We start from the raw sequence: 18,702 nt of genomic DNA, 5'->3' as shown, positions 1-18,702 counted from the left end.
GCTCGTCGTACGGGCCGGGACCGGCGCCGTGGTACGCGGGGGCCTCCCGCGGGGTCGTCGCGGTCACAGGTCGCCGGGGCCCGCGATGCGCCCGCGCACCGCCGTCGCGGCGGCCACCGGCGGGGAGACGAGGTGGGTGCGCGCCCCGGCGCCCTGGCGGCCCTCGAAGTTGCGGTTGGTGGTGGAGGCCGAGCGGGTGCCGGCGCCCAGCCGGTCCTCACCGAGCCCGACGCACATCGAACAGCCGGGCGCGGCGCGGAAGTCGGCGCCCGCCTCGGCGAAGACCCGGTCGAGCCCCTCCGCCACGGCCTGCGCCCGTACGCGTGCCGAGCCGGGGACGATGACGGTGTCGACCCGTACCCTGCGGCCCGCCAGGACGGCCGCGGCGGCCCGCAGGTCCTCCAGTCGGCTGTTGGTGCAGGAGCCGATGAACACCGTGTCGACGGCGATGTCGCGTACGGCCGTGCCGGGGGTGAGGGCCATGTACTCCAGCGCGCGCCGGGCGGCCGACTCCTCGGCGGCGGACGGCAGTTCGCCCGGGTCCGGGACCCGGCCGTCCAGCGGGACGCTCTGCGCGGGGTTCGTGCCCCAGGACACCCGCGGCTGCACGGCCGACCCGTCGAGCCGGACCACGCGGTCGAAGGCGGCACCGGGGTCGCCGTGCACGGCGAGCGCGTCGTACCGGCCGACGTCCCGGGGCGCCGCACGGCGCAGGTAGTCCGCGGTGACCTGGTCGGGGGCGACGAGACCGGCGCGCGCGGCCATCTCGACGGCCATGTTGCACAGCGTCATGCGGCCCTCCATGGACAGGGCCCGCACCGCCTCGCCGCCGAACTCGACCACGTGCCCCTGGGCGCCCGCCGTACCGGCGCGCGCGATCACGGCGAGGGCCAGGTCCTTGGCGGTGACGCCCGCCGACAGCGTGCCGGTCACCTCGACGGACATGTCCAGGGGGCGCTTCAGCACCAGCGTCTGGGTCGCCAGGACGTGCTCCACCTGGCTGGTGCCGATACCGAGGGCGAGCGCGCCGAACGCGCCGAGGGTGGTGGTGTGGGAGTCGCAGCACACGGCGGTCGTACCGGGCCGGACCAGTCCCATCTCGGGGCCGATGACGTGCACGATGCCCTGCGACGCGCTGCCCAGCCGGTGCAGGGGGATGCGGAACTCGGCACAGTTGCGGGCCATCAGGCGGCGCTGGAAGCGCCGGGCGGCGTCGGGGTCGCGCCGGTCCACCGCCACGGTGGGCGTCGTGTGGTCCTCGGTGCCCACCGTCAGGTCGGGGCGCCGCACCGTACGGCCCGCGGCGCGCAGACCCGCGAACGCCTGCGGAGTGTTCACCTCGTGCAGCAGGTGCAGATCTATGTAGAGCAGATCGTTCCCGGCACGGGTGCGGCCGACGACGTGCCGCCGCCACACCTTCTGAGCCAGTGTCTCCTGTGCCACAGCGGATACCTCCGCGTCGGTGGTCGCTTGGTCGGGTCATCGAAACACCCGCGCCGGGGGCCGGGAATCGGGAACGGTAATGAATTCACTCGTCCCCGGGTGGAGACCGGTCCGCCGGGTGACCGATGAATCGGGAGGGGCGCCCGGCGGACCATGGGGGGATGAAACCCATTCATGAACTGACCCCGGCCCAGCACGACGAGCTGCTCGCCGTACTCCAGAGCGTCCCGGGCAATCCGTACGAGGCCCACGAGGAATTCGTCGCGGCCGTTGCCGGGACCACGGCACCGGAATTCCTGACGGAGGTCTGCGCGCGTATCCGCGAGGACCGGGAGGCGGGCCGGAGCGAGGCGCACGTCGTACGGAACTGCCCGATCGACCCGGTGGTTCCGGACCTCGACCTGGACGACCCGATCGCGGACAAGTACCGCAAGAAGCGGACGTTCGTCGGCGAGGCGCTGCTGGCGCTCGTGGCGCGGCTCACCGGCACCCCGCTGATGGCCTACGGGAGCCGGAACAACGGCGACTTCTTCACCGACGTCATCGCCATCAACAAGTACAGCGGGATGAAGACCGGCTTCAGCGACAGCGAGCTGCCGTTCCACAACGACCGCACCGCGCACTGGGCCCGCGCCGACCACATCTCGCTGCTGGGCATGCGCTGCCCGGCGGACGAGGTCATCTACACCACCTTCGTCAGCTGCCGCGAGCTGCTGCGGCACCTCGACGCGCGGGACCAGGAGGTCCTGCGGCAGCCGTGGTTCACCACGTCCTTCGACGTGTTCTCGCAGGCCACCAACCAGAGCCAGCGCAGCTCGGGCGCCCATCCGATCCTGGAGCGGGAGCACAGCATCCGGTACCTGGAGACGACCACGACGGTGCTGCCCGAGGCCCCCGGCGAGGCCAAGGACGCGCTGCTGGCCCTCAAGAACGCCCTCGTCGTCGCCGAGAAGCAGCGGCACCGGATGCGGGACGGCGACCTGCTGCTCTTCGCCAACCAGGACGGGCTGCACAGCCGCGACCGGATAGAGATCCTCGACCCGGACCTCGCGGCCACCCGGTGGCTGCTGAAGACGTACGCGTTCCGCGACCGGGCGGCGGCGGACGCGTACGCCGACCGCTGGCAGGACGGCGTACCGGGACGCATCGCGGACTGACGTCCGGCGGGCGCACGGACCGGCCGGGGGGTACGGGCCCCCCGGCCGGTCCGTGCGCCCGCGGTACGGGCCGCGGGCGGGCGTCGCGGTGCGGGCTCAGCCGGTGGCCTTGAGCGCGAGCATCTCCTCGGCGAGTCTGCCGCGCAGGACGGAGATGTCCTCGCAGTCGCCGCCGCTGCGTTCGGTGATGTGCCGCCGGTACAGCGCCTCCAGCTCCTCCTCCCCGACCTCGACGCGCATCTCCGCCAGCAGGTGGCGCAGCACGGACCGGCCCGAGTGGCGGGCGATGAGGATGGACCGCTCGCGGCCGAAGCGGGACGGTTCCACGAACTCGTACGTGGCGGGGTCCCGCAGCAGGCCCGCCTGGTGGATGCCGGCCGCGCTGCCGAAGGCGTAGGCGCCGAAGATCGCCTTGTTGCGGGGCTGTTCGAGCTTGATGACGTCACGGAGCGCGGTGTACGCGGTGTACATGGCGGCGGTGTCGATGTCGGTGTAGAGGCCCAGCGTGTCGCTCTTGTACGCGAGCAGCGCCACCAGCTCCTCCATGGCCGCGTTCCCCGCGCGTTCCCCGATCCCGCCGAGGGTCGTCTGCATCCCGTCGGCGCCCGCGCGCAACCCGGCGAGGGTGTTGGCGGTGGACAGCCCGAAGTCCTCGTGGCAGTGGGTGAAGACGGACACCCCCGGCGGCGCCCAGGAGCGGATCTTGCCGATCAGCTCCCCGTACTCCTCGGAGGTCATGCAGCCCGAGGTGTCCGCGACCACGACGGTGTTCGCGCCGGCGTCCGTACCGGCCTCCACCTGCGCGCGCAGCAGCGAGTCGGAGCCGCGCGAGGCGTCCTCCAGGCCGACGGATATGTACGGGACGCCGAGCCGTCGGGCGTACCCCACCGTGTCCTGGATCTCGTGGACGGCCTCCTTGCGGCTGATGTTCCGCTTGCGGTCGAGGTGCAGCTCGCTGGAGGTGGCCAGGATCTGGACCTCGTGGTTCCGGGTGCCGCCGGCGGCGACGGCGCAGTCGATGTCCGAGCGCAGCGCGCGGCAGAAGGTCGTGAAGCGGGCCCGGGTGAGGTTGCGCGAGATGAGGCGGGTGGCCTCCGCGTCCAGGGCGGAGGAGGCGGGGAAGCCGGTCTCGACGACGTCGACGCCCAGCGCCTCGATCCGCAGCGCGAGATCGAGTTTCTGGTGCGGCGTCATCGTATTGCGCGGCGCCTGTTCACCGTCCCGGAGCGTCGTGTCGAAAATTGAAACCCTACGCTTTTCCATGGTGGTCCCTTCGGCGGCTTTCGGGATCCTCTCATCGAGCCACGGGGCTGCTTACGGGTCAATCATTCGCCCGTTCAAATGTCTCCACCCCGGGCGTAATCCGGTGCGTCCCGGAAAGCGGAGCGGCAAGATTCCGGTGAATGTTCCGGCCGGAACTTCCGGGAATTCCCAGCGGGTTGGCTAGTTTGGTGGCGAACGAAGTGCACCGGGATCTCACACCTTTCCACTAGGCCGGAGGCCGTATGAACGGCTCGCTGCGCGCGCCCGGATTCCCCGAGGAGGCGGTGCGCCACCGCGCACGCACGGGGATCGAGGCCGCCTTTCCGCCCCCGGGCGACTACGGGAGCACCCTCTACGGCAGCGGGTGGTCCGCGGGCGCCCGGGAGGACCCCCTGGAGCGGCTGCGGCTGCTTCCGCCGGTGTTCATGGAGCAGCGGCTGGAGAAGCTGATCGACCTGGGCCGGGAGCCGATGCCCGCCGACGTGCGGACGGACACCGCCATCGGCGGGTTCGCGTCGCGGCTGCCGGTGTACGTCTCCGCGTTCGGCTCGACGGCCGCCGCCAGCGGTGACCTGGGCACCGCGCTGAGCCGCCAGGCGGGCCGCCTCGGCATCCCGCTCGTCCTGGGCGAGAACGTCGTGCCGGTCCTCGGCTACGGGCGCCTCGGCGGACGGCCCTCCCGCGCGCTGCTGGCCCGCATGGAGGCGTACGGCGAGGGCGCGGACGGGGACACGTACGGCGGCGTCGTCGTGCAGCAGAGCACCGAGGACGCCGACGCCGAGGTGTGGAACCTGGTCTACAGCGACCCCTCCGCGCAGCCCTTCCTCACCACGGGCCGACTGGCGTTCGAGCTGAAGACCGGGCAGGGCGCCAAACCGGGGCTGGGCGGCATGACGCTGCTGGAGCCGGGAACGGCGGCGACCGTGGCCGAGCAGTACGCGCTGCGGCGGATGCCCGACGGTCGGCTGCTGCGGGCGTCCAGCCCCGGCACGTACACGGAGGAGATCCTCCGCCAGCAGATCAACCTGATGCGCAACAACTACCCGCGCGCCCGCGTGTGGGTGAAGCTGCACCCCGGCCGGGACGTGGGCGCCGCCGCCCGCGTGGCCTGGGCCGCCGGGGCGGACAGCGTCACCGTCGACGGCGCCGAGGGGGGCACGGGCTGGGCCCCGGGCGGCTTCCTCGACCACGTCGGACTGCCGCTGCTGGACTGCCTGTTGGCCGCCGGGGGCGGCGACGGGTGCCTGCTGGCGAGCGGCCGGATCTGGGAGGGAGCCCGCGCGGCGAAGTGCCTGGCGCTCGGCGCCCGCGCGGTGGGGCTGGGCCGCGCCGCGCTGCTCGCGGTCGACGAGGACCCCGGGGAGGGGCTGGTCAGGCTGGCCGCCTGCCTGGAGCTGGAGCTGGCGATGCTCGTCAGCGCCCTCGGCAAGTACGACACCGACACGTTGGACCGGGACGACGTCGGCCCGCTGCCGACGGTGCGGAAGGAAGAGGTGACCCGTGGCGAATCCGTTCGAGGATGAGTCCGCCCGCTACCTGGTGCTCGTCAACCACGAGGACAGGTACTCGCTGTGGCCGGCCGCGCTCGCGGTCCCCGCCGGTTGGCGGGTGGCGCTCGGCGAGACCGACCGGGCGGCCTGCCTGGCGTACGTCGACCGCCACTTCACGGTGGTGCTGCCCCGCGCGGGCGAGCCCGCGCCGGACGGCCCGGGACGGTCGGTGTGAGCACCCCGGCCCGCCTCTTCGCCGACCAGGTCGCCCGTACGCCGCGGGCCGTCGCGCTGGTGTCGGACGCGGGGACCGTCGACTACGCCACCCTGCACGCCCGGGTGTGCGGGGTCGCGGGGGCGCTGCGCCGCGCGGGTGTCGGCCCCGGCAGCCTGGTCGCGGTCCGCGTGGACCGCTCGCCGGACCTGGTGACGGCGCTGCTGGGGGTGCTGACCGCGGGCGCCGCGTACCTCCCGCTCGACGCGGGCACCCCGCCGCGGCGGGCCGGGACGATCCTCGACGAGGCCGCCCCCCGGCTGGTCCTGGACGCCCTCCCGGCGCCCGGCCCGCCGGGCGACGTCCGCGCCGCCGCCGCGGACCCGGGCTGCGGGGCGGGGCCGGGCGACACCGCGTACGTCATCTACACCTCCGGCTCCACCGGCCGCCCGAAGGGCGTGGTCGTCCGGCAGGAGGCGATCGCCGGGCACCTGGGGTGGATGGGGCGGGCCTTCCCGCTCGCCGCGGACGACCGGGTGCTGATGAAGACGCCGATCGGCTTCGACGTGTCCGTGTACGAGTGGCTCTGGCCGCTGCTCTCCGGCGCGGCGGTCGTCGTGTCGGCGCCGGGCCTGGAACGCGAGCCGCACCGCCTCGCGGACGTCGTGGAACGGCACGCGGTGACGACGGCGCAGTTCGTGCCCTCGATGCTGCACCTGTTCCTCGACGCGGACGTGGCGGCCCGCTGCCGTACGCTGCGGCGCGTCGTGTGCATCGGCGAGGCGCTGCCGGTGTCGGTGCGGGACCGGTGCCTGCGGCTGCTCGACGCGGAGCTGCACAACCTGTACGGGCCCACCGAGGCCACCGTGGCCGCCACCGCCTGGCACTGCCTGCCCGGCCGGGACCCGGAGACCGTACCGATCGGGCGCCCGGTGGACGGCACCGGGGCGCACGTGCTCGACGCGGAGCTGCGGGAGCCGCCGGTCGGGGAGGTCGGGGAGCTGTACCTCTCCGGCACGCAGCTCGCGGAGGGCTACCTCGCCCGCCCCGGCCTCACCGCGGAACGCTTCGTGGCCAACCCGCTGGGCCCGCCGGGCAGTCGCCTCTACCGGACCGGGGACCTCGCCCGGCGCCGTACGGACGGCGCCGTGGAGTTCCTCGGGCGGGTGGACGGGCAGGTGAAGTTCCGCGGGCGGCGGATCGAACTGGGCGAGATCGAGTCGGTGCTGTGCACCCACCCGGCGGTCGCGCAGGCCGCCGTCGTGCTCGCCGATCCCCCCGGCCGCGACCCGTGGCTGGCCGGGCACGTCGTGCCGGCCGCCGGGGGCGGGCCGCTGCCGTCGTGGGACGAGCTGGCCGCGTTCCTCACCGGGACGCTGCCCGCGCACATGGTGCCCGCCGCCTGGGCGGTGCTGGACCGGGTGCCGCTCACCGGCAACGGCAAGCTGGACCGCCAGGCCCTGCCCGCGCCGCCCGCGCCCGGCCGGGTCGGCGCCGCGCCGACGCCCCCCGGGCACCCGACGGGTGCCGCGGCCGCCCTGTGCTCCCTGGTGGACGACGTACTGCTGCTCCCTCCCGGCGACGCGGTCCCCCGGCACTCGTTCGTGGGCCTCGGCGGCGACAGCGTCTCGGCGATGCGGCTGGTCACCCGGCTCCGGCAGCGGGGCGTCACCGTGACCGTCGCGGACGTCATCGGCGCGGCCTCGCTGGCCGAACTGGCCGAACGGGCCGAACGGGAGGGGTCGGCCGCCGCCCCCTCCGCCACGCCCCGGCACCGGGCCGCCCCGGAGGAGCGGCCGGAGCCGGAGCTGCTGCCCGACCTCGACCCGCACGAGTACGACGCGCTCGCCGCGCAGCTGCGCGGTCCGTGACCGCTCGCCGCGCCACCCCGCCCGGCCCCGCCGACCACGCACCAGCCGAACACCCCGTGGAGGGACGCCCATGTCCGCCCCAGCCATCACCGACGTCCTCCCCCTCACCGCGCTCCAGGAGGGCCTGCTCTTCCACGCCCTCGCCGAACGGGAACGGCGCGACCTGTACGTCGCGCAGTACACCGTCCCGCTGCGCGGCCCGCTGGACGACGAGCGCCTGCACGACGCCGTACGGCACGTGTGGGAACGCCACCCCAACCTGCGGGCCCGTATCCACCACCGGGCCAACGGCCAGCCGGTGCAGGTGATCCCGCACGCCACGGAGCCGCCCTGGGCGGTGACGGGCCCGGGGGACGCGGCGCTGCACGCCGCGCGTACCGGCGGCATCGACGTGGAGCGCGGCGCGTTGATCCGCTTCGACCTGGTGCACGACGGCGGGGACCGGCACCGCTTCGCGGTGACCGCGCACCACTGCGTCCTGGACGGCTGGTCGGCGTCCGTACTGCTGCGTGAGGTGTTCACGCGGTACGCGGGCGGGGAACTGCCGCCGCCCGTGCCGTACCGCCGCTTCCTCACCTGGACCGCGGCGCAGGACCGGGCCGCCGCCACCGCGGCGTGGCGGACGGAGCTGGCCGACGCCCCGCCCACCCTGCTGGGCGGCGGGCCGTCCGACGCCACCTCCCGGATCGGCGTCGTCACCGGGACGCTCCCGGTGGACGCCACGGCGGCGCTGCGCGCCACGGCCCGCGACCTGGGGGTGACGCTCAACACCGCGCTCCAGGCGGCCTGGGCGCTGGTGCTCGCGCAGCGCACGGGGCACGACGACGTCAGCTTCGGGTCCGTCCTCAGCGGGCGGCCCGCCGAGGTCGACGGCGTGCACGAGATGGTGGGGATGCTCGTCAACACCGTGCCCGTACGGGTCCGGACCGGCGCCAGCGCCACCATGGCCGACCTGCTGGCGGACGTGCACGGACGGCGGCTGGCGATGCTGGCGCACGACCACCTCGGCCTCGGCGACGCCACCCGCGCGGCCGGGCTCGACGGGGACCTCTTCGACACCACGGTCACGGTCGACAACTTCGCCTCCCACCCGGCCCCGGACGACTGGCCCGGACAGCCGGTGATCGGCGAGGCCGCGTGCGAGGAGACCGCCCACTACCCGGTGACGGTGGTCGCCGCCCCCGGCGAACGACTCGCCGTACGGGTGCACCACGACACCGGCCGCGTCGGCGCTCCGCTCGCGCGCGCGCTGCTCGACCAGCTGCTGCGCGTGCTCGACGTGACGGCGCGCGCACCCCGTACCCCCCTGGCCGACGTCCAGCCCTGCGCGCCCGCCGAACGCGAACGGCTGCTCGCGGCGGGAGCCGGCGAGCGACCGGCGCCGCCCGTGTCGCCCTGCGTGCACGAGGTGTTCGCGGCGCGCGCCGCCCGCAACCCGGACGCCACCGCGCTCGTCTTCGAGGGCGCCCGCACGTCGTACGCCGAACTCGACGCCGCGGCCAACCGGTTGGCGCACCAGCTCCTCGCCTCCGGCACCGGGCGCGGCGACTGGGTGGGCATCCGGCTGGAACGGGGCCCCCGCCTCGTCGTCGCGCTGCTGGGGGTGCTGAAGACCGGCGCGGGCTACGTACTGCTGGACCCGGCCTTCCCGGCCGCGCGCACCGCGGAGTGCGTCGGCCTCACCGACTGCCGCACCGTCGTGACCGACGCCTCCCTGCCCGACCTGCCGCCGTACACCGGTGGTCCGGCGCCGCGGGTGGTCTGCCTGGACGGGCTCGCCGCGGAGATCGCCCGACGGCCCGCGACGGACCCGGGCGCGGAGTCGGACGGCGAGGACCCGGTGTGCGTGATGTTCACCTCCGGCTCCCAGGGCCGGCCGAAGGGCGTCGCCGCGCCGCACCGGGCGGTCGTCGGCAGCCTCCTGGGACAGGAGTACGCCCGGGTGACGGAGCGGGACGTGGTCCTCCAGTGCTCCCCGATGTCCTGGGACGCGTTCGCCTTCGAACTCCTCGCGCCCCTCTTCGCGGGGGCCGTCTGCGTCCTCCAACCCGGCCCCGTACCCGAGCCGTCCCACATCGCGCGCCTGATGGCGGAGCACGGGGTGACCGTCGCGCACTTCTCCGCCAGCCTGCTGAACTTCCTGGCGGACGAGCACCCCGCGCTGTTCGAACGGACCCGGCTGCTGCTGACCGGCGGCGAGATCGCGTCCGCCGGGCACCTCACGGCGCTACTCGCGCGCAATCCCGAACTGCGCCTGGTCAACGCCTACTCGCCGCTGGAATGCATGATGGTCACCGTGTGGCGGCAGGTCACGCCGGAGGACTGCGCCGCGGGCGCGGTCCCGCTCGGCGGCCCCGTCGCCGACAAGCGCCTGTACATCCTGGACGAGAAGCTGCGCCTGGTCCCGCCCGGCGTGGTGGGCGAGCTGTACCTGGGAGGCGTGGGGCTCGCGCACGGCTACCTCGGCCCGGCCCGGCTCACCGTCGAACGCTTCGTGGCCGACCCGTACGCGGCGCCCGGCGACCGCATGTACCGGACCGGGGACCTGGCCCGCTGGACGGCGGACGGCGTCGTCGACTTCGTCGGCCGCAGCGACGACCAACTGAAGCTCCGGGGCTTCCGGATCGAGCCCGCCGAGGTGGAGTCCGCGCTCGCCGGCCACCCGTTGGTGTCCGCCGCGCGCGTCGTGGTCCGCACCGAGGGCCCCGGCGACCGGCGGCTCGTCGCGTACGTCGTCCCGGGCGAGGACGTCACGGGCGCCTCGGGCGGGAACGACACGGGCGGGGGCCATGACGCGCGGACGCTGCCCGAGGAGCTGCGCCGCCACGCCGAGTCGGTGCTGCCCGAGCACCTGCGCCCGGCCGCGTACGTCCCCGTGGAACGCTTCCCCTTCACCCGCAACGGCAAGCTGGACCGGGACCGGCTGCCGCGCCCGGAGTACGCGGGCGGCGCGCGCGGCGACGGCGCGCAGGCCGACGGGGCGCCCCGCGACGCGCGTGAGGAGCGGCTGTGCGCCCTCTTCGCGTCCGTGCTCGGCTGCGAACGGGTCGGCGTGCACGACGGGTTCTTCCAGCTGGGCGGCCACTCGCTACTGGCGCTCCGGCTACTGGCCCGGATACGGGCGGAGTTCGGCGCGGAGATCCGGCTGCGGACGCTGCTGCGGCACCCGTCGGTGGCGGAGTTGTCGCCACGGCTGCCCGAGCCCGTCCCGGCGGACTGACGGCGTCGCGGCGGAGGCCGGTGCCCGTGGCAGGGGCACCGGCCTCCACCGCGGCGTTCCCGGCGGGTACGGCTCGTGGCCGGATCTCCGCGCCGAACTCCGCCGTCGGTGCCGGGCGTTCAGAACTCCCGTCTCCGGAAGCCCCGTTCAGAACTCCGCGGTCTGGAGGCCGCTGCCGAGGGCGGCCTGCATCAGCAGGACCGCTTCGAGCCGGTTGCGTACGCCCAGCTTGGTCAGGGCGTGCGAGACGTGGCTCTTGATGGTGGCCGGGGAGACCACCAGCGTCGTCGACACCTCGCTCGTGGACATGCCCTCGGCCAGCAGGGTCAGCACCTCCCGCTCCCTGCGGGTGAGGCAGCGCAGCCGGTGGGCCAGCCGGTGCACGCCCTCCATCGGCTTCATCGCCGCGAACAGCTCCACGAGGTCCGGCGAGAACACCACGTGCCCGGTGGCCGCCGCCCCGGCGGCCACCGGCAGGTGGGTCAGCGCCCACCCCTTGCTGAGGCAGCCGGAGACACCGGCGGACAGGGCGGCGTCCAGCCGGTGCTTCGTCCAGTCGACGCCCACCAGCAGCGACCTGACGCCGCCGCGCGCGATCTCCTGCGCCTTGAGGACGTGGTTCTCCGACGGGCCGGACACCAGGATCACCAGGTCGGCCCGGCGCACCGGCCACTCGGCGGGCTGCATCCGGCTGTCGTGCGCACCGATCAGGCTGACGCGTTCGTCGGCGTCGAGCGTGCCGCCGAAGACGAGGCGGGACACCGGGTCGCTGTCCAGCAAGAGCACACGGGGACGGTCCAGTTCCGGCCCGGCGGCGGTACCGCCGGATGTCGGCGTACGGACCTCCGGCCCGCGCTCCGCCCGTACTCCCGGCGGGGTGCGCGGGTCGGAGCGCGGTCTCCTGTCGAGGATGACGCGGCCGGGCGGCCGCGGGTCCCCGAGCGCGGCGTCACCGCGACTCGTGAGGTGGGGCATGGGGGGCATCGGGGCGTCTCCTACGGTCAGGGGGAAACCAGTCCGGGCAGCTTGGGGAAGGCCGCGGCCTGCCACACGTAGGTGGCACCGGCCAGGTAGCGGGTGAACCGCTGGATGCCCAGGCCGAAGCCCGCGCTCGGCGGGATGCCCTGCCGCACCTCCTCCAGATACCAGCCGTACTTCGCGGGGTTCTCGCCCGTCTCCCGCATGCGCGTGATCAGCCGCCGGTAGTCCGACTCGCGCTCGCCGCCGCTGATGACCTCGCCGTACCCCTCGGGCATGAGCAGGTCGAACGTGCGCAGGATGCCTGGGCGTTCGCTGTCCTCCCGTTCCAGGAAGACACGGGAGCCCTTGGGGTAGTCGGTGAGGAAGACCGGGCGGGGGCTGCTCTCGGAGAGGATCCGCTCGCCCTCCCAGTCGATCTCCGCCGCCGCGCTCTGCGCGTGCCCGGAGTCGATGAGGCGGGACACCGCGTCCGCGTGCCGGAGCCGCTCGAACGGGGCGGCGATCATGGCGCGCAACGCGTCGAGGTCACGGCCCAGCGCGTCCAGTTCCGGCTCCATCTCGCTCAGCACCCCCTCGACGGCACGGGCTATCAGCCGCTCCGCCAGGGCCGTGACCTCCTCGCGGCTGGTGTGCGCCATCTCGATGTCGAGCTGGTGGAATTCGACGAGATGGCGCTGGGTGGAGCAGGTCTCCAGCGGTTCCATGCGCACGTTCGGCGCGACGTAGAAAATCTTGTCGTAGGCCAGCAACGCGGTCTGCTTGTAGACGAACGCGCTCGTCATGAGTTTGTAGCGGTGGCCGTAGAAATCCACGTCGATCTGCTTGGCACCCCGGATTCCGGGGTCGGTCACCGGCCCGATGATGGGCGGCAGGAGTTCCACGAAACCCTCGTCGAGAAGGCAGCTGCGCGCATGGCGGAGGAACGCGTTCTGGAGGCGGAGAATACGCCGGGTGTCCGGCGAGCTGAGATGTGCCCGCGGGCCGGGCGGAAGCGTTTCGTCAGTCACTGCGGCGGGTGCCGTCACGAGAGGGACTCCTTTGTCCTCAGAGGCTTCCGGATGAGAACTTCACCCGTCTGACACTAAGGCGTCCGCCCCTGCGGTTCGGAATCTTCCGGCGGCATTCGACCGGCATCACACGCGTATCGCCTTGCACATCGCGGGCGGCGGAGAGGACGGGTACGACAGCGTGCGGGCATGGTGGCGGCAGCCCCCTCGAAGCGGCGTCTTCAGCGTCGTCCGCGCAGGTCAGTCGTGCTCCGGGGGCAGGGCGTCGTCAACGGGTCCGACCTGTTTCTCCTGCTCGTGGAAGATCACGCGTTCCAGGAAGGCGATGCCGGACTCCACCGCGGCGAGCCGCCACCCGGCACGCGCCTCGCGGTTCAGCACGGTCGCCGCGAGTTCCCGTCCGGCCGCTCCGGAAGGCAGTGCGACGGTCTTGTACTCGTAACCCGGATCTTTCCCGCGCGTACTCCTCCGAGGCTCCTCGCACACGTGCGGCGAACGGTTTTCCGCGTCGTCCGCCACCGGCCCGTCCGGAGGTCTGAGGAAGTGTGCGGAGAGAACGGGGAAGTCCGGTCTCTCCCCGTCCCCCACCGGGCACGTCGAACCGGACCGGCATTCCTCGGAATCCTCCTCCTCCGCCAGCTTCAGCAGATGGTTCCGGGTGACCCCGTCCATCCGCAAGGCGTCGGCGAGAAGCTTGACCGTCTCCTTGCGCGGATTACGGACATGCCCCTTCTCCAGATTCCTTATGGCACGCGAACTCACCGTGGAGAGATCGGCCAGCTGCTGCTGGGTGATACCCGACCGCATACGGATGCGGATCAACGTTTCGGCGAACTGGCGGTTCCCCACGTAGCGACTCCAGTTTCTCGTAAGACGTTTCCGAACACCCGGAAGAACGGCACGCCGCCCGCGGCTCCGCATTCCCCCTAGCGGGAGCAGGGTCTCCCCGGGCGACGGAAACGCGCGACTGGCGGCAGAGGGCGGGTCACGGGAATGCCGCCGCGTCGCGGAAATCCATGGCGGAATGACAGGACATGACCGCCGACCCCGGACACCCGTAGCGCCTGCCGCCCGTACGGCCATTCCCGGCACGCACCCGACCGGAACTACCTGTTCCGATGCCTCCGCCCACCCGGGTCCGCACCCCGGAGCACCCCGACGGCAGCGCGACGGGCAGGGGGAGCCGCGACCGTCCGCGCCCTCCGCCGCACCGCACCGGTCGAGGCGTTCGCACAGGTCAGAGGGGCCGCGTCAGCCCCGGGCACCGGAAGCGCACGGGAGGTCTCTGCGCGTAGACCGCGACGGGGAAGAGACCCCGCGCACGACGAGGATTCCGGCGCCACCACCATGCCCCGCGGCTCCCGACCCGGGCCGCGACACGGCCGCGCAGAGCATCCACACATATGCGGTAAAGCCTGGATGCGCAGCATATAGGTCTCCTCGAATGATCAAAATCGGCTTCGCGCCAACCTGTGAACTACCCCCCACCCCTTCCGGGGACTCGGCACCGGGTCATGATTCTTTACCGCGGCATGACCATGCGACGCATTACGTCTTGTATTAGCCGGTTGACTCAGGCAATTAAGCGTTATCGAACCGGGCGCCCCACCCCCGCGCCACCGAGGGCGCACGGAACCGCCGTCCACCGCGCTGACCAGCCCGGACGGCACCGTTCCCGCCACCGGGCGAAGCCGCGTGCGGCACCGATGACAGCACGTCACCGCACGGTCACGCGATTGACCGAAAACAGCCGCTCCCCAGCACGGCCCCACCCCGGCGCACGCGCCACCGCGCCTCAGGCGCCCTTGCCCACCCGCGTCAGGACCGCCACGCACTCCGTGTGGTGCGTCATCGGGAACAGGTCGAAGGTCAGGAAACGGGGAACCAGGTCGCCAGGCGCTCGGCAATGGCGGGTACATCGATGTCGTCCTGCGCGACGTCCTCGACGAACGGGCCGGCGAGGGAGACGGGTGGCGGGACGGCACTGGCGCTGACGCCGTTGAGCCGCAGGAAGACACGCATGGCAAGCCAGGCGGTGCGCTTGTTGCCGTCAATCAGCGCGTGATTGCGGGCGACGGAGTGCATCAGTGCCGCCGCCTTCTCGTGCAGCGTGGGGTACAGCTCGGCCCCGAACACGTTCGTCCGGGGCCGTTCGATCGCTGACACCAGAAGTCCCATGTCACGCACGCTGTGCTCGGTACCGTTGACCGTGCGAGCGATGGCCAGGATCTCGTCGATCTGGAGGTAGCGCACTTCGGTCACTTCAGGTAGTCCAGGATCTCCGCATCGCTGTCCATGAGTTCGGCCAGGACGTCACCGACCTTCAGCTCGGCCCGGTTCTGGGCTTCACGAATGGCCTCGATGGCAAGGTCCTGCTTGCTGCGACGCTCCCGACGAGCCCGCTCGGTGAGCTTCGCGTCAAGGTCGTCGGGGAGTCGGAGTGTCATCGCCATACGGCGATGATACCGGTCTGGTATCAAGGCGGCGAGGTGCTACCAGCCGCTCAAGACCGCGGACCACCACCCCGCCCCGGCGCACGCGCAACCGCGCCTCAGGCGCCCTTGCCCACCCGCGTCAGGACCGCCACGCACTCCATGTGGTGCGTCATCGGGAACAGGTCGAACGCCCGCAGGAAGTGCGGGGCGTAGCCCGCGTCCGCGAAGTAGCGGAGGTCGCGGGCCAGGGCCGCCGGGTCGCAGGCGACGTAGGCGACGCGGCGCGGCTTCAGGCCCGCGACGTGCTGGACGGTGCGCTTGCCCGCGCCCGCGCGGGGCGGGTCGAGGACGACGATGTCGGCCTCGGTGATGCCCGTACGGGGCAGCACCGCGTCGACCTTGCCGTGTTCGACGCGTACGCGCGGGAAGTCGCCCAGGTTGTGCCGGGCGTCCTCCACCGCGCGCTTGTCGGACTCGATGCCGAGGACCGCGCCGCGCTCCCCCACCCGTTCGGCCAGCGCGCCCGCGAAGAGGCCGACGCCGCAGTACAGGTCGAGGGCCATCTCCCCCTTGCGGGGCGTGAGTCCGCGCATCACCGCGTCCACGAGCAGGCCCGGTGCCTGCGGGTGGCCCTGCCAGAAGCCGCCCTCGCCGACGCGCCAGGTGCGCTCGTCGGCGCGCTCGCGCACGTACGGGCGGCCGTGCACGCGGTGGACGGCCTTGTCCTTCTCGCCGACGCGCAACACCGAGACGGGGCGGTCCAGTTCGACCAGGGGCAGCCTGCCGCCGGGGCGCGGGGTGAGGACCACCTGGCGGTCCTGGGAGCCGCTGGCGGCGATGGCCTCCACGGAGGCCATGTCCGGCCAGGTCCGCCGTTCCACGCCGAGTTCGGTGACGCCGGGCGCCGCGATCAGGCACCGGTCGATCGGCTCGACCTCGTGCGAGCGGTGCCGCCGGAGCCCCGCGCGGCCCTCCTCGTCGACGGCGTACTGCACGCGGGTGCGCCACGGGGGCACCTCCCCGCTCGGCACCTTGTCGCCGGGCGCGGGCTCGACGGTGCCGTCCCAGCGGACGTCCTCCGGGGTCATCCCCGCGAGCCGCGCCAGCTGCTCGGTGAGGACCTCGCCCTTCAGCCGCCGCTGCGCGCCCGGCTTGGCGTGCTGCCAGTCGCAGCCGCCGCAGCGGCCGGGCCCGGAGAACGGGCAGGGCGCGGGCACCCGGTCCTTCGACTCGTCGAGCACCTCGACGGCGTCGGCGCGCAGGAAGCGGGATTCGGTGTTCCCCTCGGTGATCCTCGCGCGTACGCGCTCGCCGGGCAGCGTGTGCCGTACGAAGACGACCTGCCCCTCGCCGGTACGGGCGACGCAGTGCCCGCCGTGCGCGACGGGACCGACCTCCAGCTCGTACTCCTCGCCCACGCGGGAGGGGGCGTCGCTGTCGGGCAGGGAGGTCTCGGACATGAGGGTGTTGCTCCGTACGTACGTGGGGCGGGCGGGCCGGTCGGGGACGGCCGGGCCGCGGGAAGGAGGGACAGCCCTCCACTCTACTGCCGGTGCTCGTCCCGCCCGCGCGCGCCGGGGACGGCTCCGGGGCCGGGGCCGCGGCGTACGGCGCCGGGGGCGTTCCACTCCGCGCGCTTGCGGGCGCGCCTGCGGGCGATCTCGGACGACTCCAGCTGCCAGGGCACGGACGTGACCATGACACCCGGGGTGAACAGCAGTCGGCCCTTGAGGCGCAACGCGCTCTGGTTGTGCAGGAGTTGCTCGTACCAGTGGCCGACGACGTACTCCGGGATGTAGACGCTGACCAGGTCCCGCGGATGCTCCTTGCGGAGCCGCTTCACGTACTCGATGACGGGCCGGGTGACCTCGCGGTACGGCGATTCGAGGATCTTCAGCGGCACCTCGATGCCCTGCGCGTCCCACTGCCGGCGCAGGTCCGCGGTCTCGTCCGGGTCGACGCTGATCGTCAGCGCCTCCAGGGTGTCGGACCGCATCAGGCGGGCGTACGAGAGGGCGCGCAGCGTGGGCTTGTGGATCTTCGAGACGAGTACGAGGGAGTGGACGCGCGAGGGGCGTACGACGGTCTCGTCCGGGTCGTCGGCGGCGAGTTCGGCGGCGACGCCGTCGTAGTGGCGGCGGATGGAGGTCATCAGCGCGTAGAAGAGGGCCATGCCGACGAGCGAGACCCAGGCGCCGTGCGAGAACTTGGTGACGAGGACGACGACCAGCACCATGCCCGTGAAGAAGGCGCCGAACGCGTTGATGGCGCGGGAGCGCAGCATGTGCGTACGGGCGCCGGGGGCGGTGGGCGCGGCCAGTTCGCGGTTCCAGTGCCGGACCATGCCGATCTGGCTCAGGGTGAACGACACGAAGACGCCGACGATGTAGAGCTGGATCAGCCGCGTCGAGTCGGCGTCGTAGATCACGACGAGTATCACGGCGGCGGCGGCCAGCAGCACGATGCCGTTGGAGAAGGCGAGCCGGTCGCCGCGGGTGTGCAGTTGGCGCGGCAGGTAGCGGTCCTGGGCGAGGATCGAGCCGAGCAGCGGGAAGCCGTTGTACGCGGTGTTGGCCGCGAGGAACAGGACGAGCGCGGTCGCCCCGGCCAGGAAGACGAACGGGATCGAGCCGTCCCCGAAGACGGCTGCGCCGACCTGCGAGATCACCGGGTTCTGGGTGTAGTCGGAGCCGGCGGGCTCCCCGTCGATCATGATCTCGGAGGCGGGCTTCTCCGCCATCTTCACGCCGGTCTCCAGCGCCAGCGCGATGATCCCGCAGAACATGGTGACGGCGATGACGCCCATCAGGGCCAGGGTGGTGGCGGCGTTCTTCGCCTTCGGCTTCCGGAAGGCGGGCACGCCGTTGCTGATCGCCTCGACGCCCGTGAGCGCGGCGCACCCGGACGAGAACGCGCGCAGCAGCAGGAACGCGAGGGCGAACCCGGCGAGCCCGCCGGAGTGCTCGGTGTGGATCTCGTAGTCCGCGGTCGGCGCCCGCAGGTGGTCGCCGAGGGCCACACTCCGTACGACGCCCCAGAGGATCAGGCAGAAGACGGCCGCCACGAAGCAGTACGTGGGGATGGCGAACAGCTTCCCGGACTCCTTGACGCCGCGCAGGTTCATCAGCGTCAGGAGCACGATGACGGCGATGGCGGCGGGCGTCTTGTGCTCGACGACGAACGGGACGGCGGAGCCCAGGTTCTCCACGCCGGAGGAGATGGAGACGGCGACGGTGAGCACGTAGTCGACGAGCAGCGCGCTGGCGACGGTGAGCCCGGCGCGGCGGCCGAGGTTGGTGGTGGCGACCTCGTAGTCGCCGCCGCCCGACGGGTAGGCGTGCACGTTCTGCCGGTAGGAGGCGACGACCGTGAACATCAGGACGATGACGGCGACGGCGATCCAGGGGCTGAGGTGGTACGCGGAGGCGCCCGCGATCGACAGGACGAGCAGCACCTCGCCGGGCGCGTACGCGACGGACGACAGCGGGTCGGACGCGAAGACGGGCAGCGCCACCCGCTTGGGCAGGAGCGTTTCCCCCAGCCGGTCGCTGCGAAGCGCGCGACCGATCAGAATGCGCTTCGGTACGTCGGTCAACTTGGGCACGGGGAGGATCGTATGCG

At 73.0% G+C, this 18,702-nt stretch carries 13 protein-coding genes and 1 pseudogene; 5 read left to right on the top strand and 9 right to left on the bottom strand.

All coding sequences use genetic code 11. The features are described 5' to 3' along the window. Positions 1-63: 63 nt before the first annotated feature. The gene (gene leuC / locus D7M15_RS23350) at positions 64-1,443 is read right to left on the bottom strand and encodes a 3-isopropylmalate dehydratase large subunit (protein WP_121519297.1); all 1,380 of its coding nucleotides are present in this window, start codon (positions 1,441-1,443) and stop codon (positions 64-66) included. Positions 1,444-1,604: 161 nt separating this feature from the next. Here leuC and D7M15_RS23345 point away from each other — a divergent pair, with 161 nt between their 5' ends. Next, positions 1,605-2,600, top strand: a complete 996-nt coding sequence (locus tag D7M15_RS23345) for a TauD/TfdA family dioxygenase (RefSeq protein ID WP_121519296.1) — start codon at positions 1,605-1,607, stop codon at positions 2,598-2,600. A 96-nt stretch (positions 2,601-2,696) separates the two neighbouring features. On the opposite strand, the gene D7M15_RS23340 is transcribed toward D7M15_RS23345, so the two are convergent. Beyond that, on the bottom strand, positions 2,697-3,863 hold the full coding sequence (locus D7M15_RS23340) for a pyruvate carboxyltransferase (RefSeq protein ID WP_121519295.1): 1,167 nt from the start codon (positions 3,861-3,863) through the stop codon (positions 2,697-2,699). A gap of 242 nt (positions 3,864-4,105) precedes the next feature. Between D7M15_RS23340 and D7M15_RS23335 the strand changes: the two genes are divergently transcribed. From D7M15_RS23335 to D7M15_RS23320, 4 genes are all read left to right on the top strand, one after another. Further along, positions 4,106-5,386 carry a glutamate synthase-related protein gene (locus D7M15_RS23335; RefSeq protein ID WP_121519294.1) on the top strand — a complete coding sequence of 427 codons (1,281 nt, stop codon included), beginning with the start codon at positions 4,106-4,108 and terminating at the stop codon, positions 5,384-5,386. Continuing rightward, positions 5,364-5,588, top strand: a complete 225-nt coding sequence (locus D7M15_RS23330; protein ID WP_121519293.1) for an MbtH family protein — start codon at positions 5,364-5,366, stop codon at positions 5,586-5,588. Before D7M15_RS23335 ends, D7M15_RS23330 begins: the two co-directional genes overlap by 23 nt. Further along, complete coding sequence (locus D7M15_RS23325) at positions 5,585-7,438, top strand: non-ribosomal peptide synthetase (protein ID WP_165906317.1); 1,854 nt, start codon at positions 5,585-5,587, stop codon at positions 7,436-7,438. The genes D7M15_RS23330 and D7M15_RS23325 overlap by 4 nt, the downstream gene beginning before the upstream one ends. 70 nt (positions 7,439-7,508) lie before the next feature. Then, positions 7,509-10,658, top strand: a complete 3,150-nt coding sequence (locus D7M15_RS23320) for a non-ribosomal peptide synthetase (RefSeq protein ID WP_121519291.1) — start codon at positions 7,509-7,511, stop codon at positions 10,656-10,658. Positions 10,659-10,805: 147 nt separating this feature from the next. Here D7M15_RS23320 and D7M15_RS23315 read toward each other — a convergent pair whose 3' ends face one another. The 7 genes and pseudogenes from D7M15_RS23315 to D7M15_RS23285 form a co-directional block, all read right to left on the bottom strand. Further along, positions 10,806-11,642, bottom strand: coding sequence for a response regulator transcription factor (locus D7M15_RS23315; RefSeq protein WP_121519290.1), 837 nt, complete (start codon positions 11,640-11,642; stop codon positions 10,806-10,808). Between the two features lie 17 nt (positions 11,643-11,659). Next, positions 11,660-12,646 (bottom strand): asparagine synthetase A, encoded by a 987-nt coding sequence (locus D7M15_RS23310; protein ID WP_240649719.1) that lies wholly within the window; start codon positions 12,644-12,646, stop codon positions 11,660-11,662. A gap of 651 nt (positions 12,647-13,297) precedes the next feature. After that, positions 13,298-13,567 (bottom strand): annotated as a pseudogene (locus D7M15_RS29195) (helix-turn-helix transcriptional regulator); the annotation flags it as partial. A 948-nt stretch (positions 13,568-14,515) separates the two neighbouring features. After that, complete coding sequence (locus D7M15_RS23300) at positions 14,516-14,908, bottom strand: type II toxin-antitoxin system death-on-curing family toxin (protein ID WP_121519287.1); 393 nt, start codon at positions 14,906-14,908, stop codon at positions 14,516-14,518. Continuing rightward, positions 14,905-15,099 carry a ribbon-helix-helix protein, CopG family gene (locus D7M15_RS23295; protein WP_121519286.1) on the bottom strand — a complete coding sequence of 65 codons (195 nt, stop codon included), beginning with the start codon at positions 15,097-15,099 and terminating at the stop codon, positions 14,905-14,907. The genes D7M15_RS23300 and D7M15_RS23295 overlap by 4 nt, the downstream gene beginning before the upstream one ends. 98 nt (positions 15,100-15,197) lie before the next feature. Next, positions 15,198-16,541, bottom strand: coding sequence for a TRAM domain-containing protein (locus D7M15_RS23290; RefSeq protein ID WP_121519285.1), 1,344 nt, complete (start codon positions 16,539-16,541; stop codon positions 15,198-15,200). Positions 16,542-16,624: 83 nt separating this feature from the next. Beyond that, on the bottom strand, positions 16,625-18,685 hold the full coding sequence (locus tag D7M15_RS23285) for an APC family permease (protein ID WP_121519284.1): 2,061 nt from the start codon (positions 18,683-18,685) through the stop codon (positions 16,625-16,627). Between the last annotated feature and the right edge of the window lie 17 nt (positions 18,686-18,702).

This window comes from Streptomyces sp. Z26 (assembly GCF_003665095.1).
In the GTDB taxonomy this organism is placed as follows: Bacteria; Actinomycetota; Actinomycetes; order Streptomycetales; family Streptomycetaceae; genus Streptomyces; species Streptomyces phytohabitans.
This window is presented reverse-complemented; position numbering and strand designations above follow the sequence as displayed.

Bases quoted from the DNA above. Each gene is read 5' to 3' on its own strand.
- D7M15_RS23320 (WP_121519291.1), top strand. From the start codon at position 7,509: ATGTCCGCCCCAGCCATCACCGACGTCCTCCCCCTCACCGCGCTCCAG.
- D7M15_RS23335 (WP_121519294.1), top strand. From the start codon at position 4,106: ATGAACGGCTCGCTGCGCGCGCCCGGATTCCCCGAGGAGGCGGTGCGC.
- D7M15_RS23295 (WP_121519286.1), bottom strand. From the start codon at position 15,099: ATGGCGATGACACTCCGACTCCCCGACGACCTTGACGCGAAGCTCACC.
- D7M15_RS23290 (WP_121519285.1), bottom strand. From the start codon at position 16,541: ATGTCCGAGACCTCCCTGCCCGACAGCGACGCCCCCTCCCGCGTGGGC.
- D7M15_RS23340 (WP_121519295.1), bottom strand. From the start codon at position 3,863: ATGGAAAAGCGTAGGGTTTCAATTTTCGACACGACGCTCCGGGACGGT.
- D7M15_RS23315 (WP_121519290.1), bottom strand. From the start codon at position 11,642: ATGCCCCCCATGCCCCACCTCACGAGTCGCGGTGACGCCGCGCTCGGG.
- D7M15_RS23345 (WP_121519296.1), top strand. From the start codon at position 1,605: ATGAAACCCATTCATGAACTGACCCCGGCCCAGCACGACGAGCTGCTC.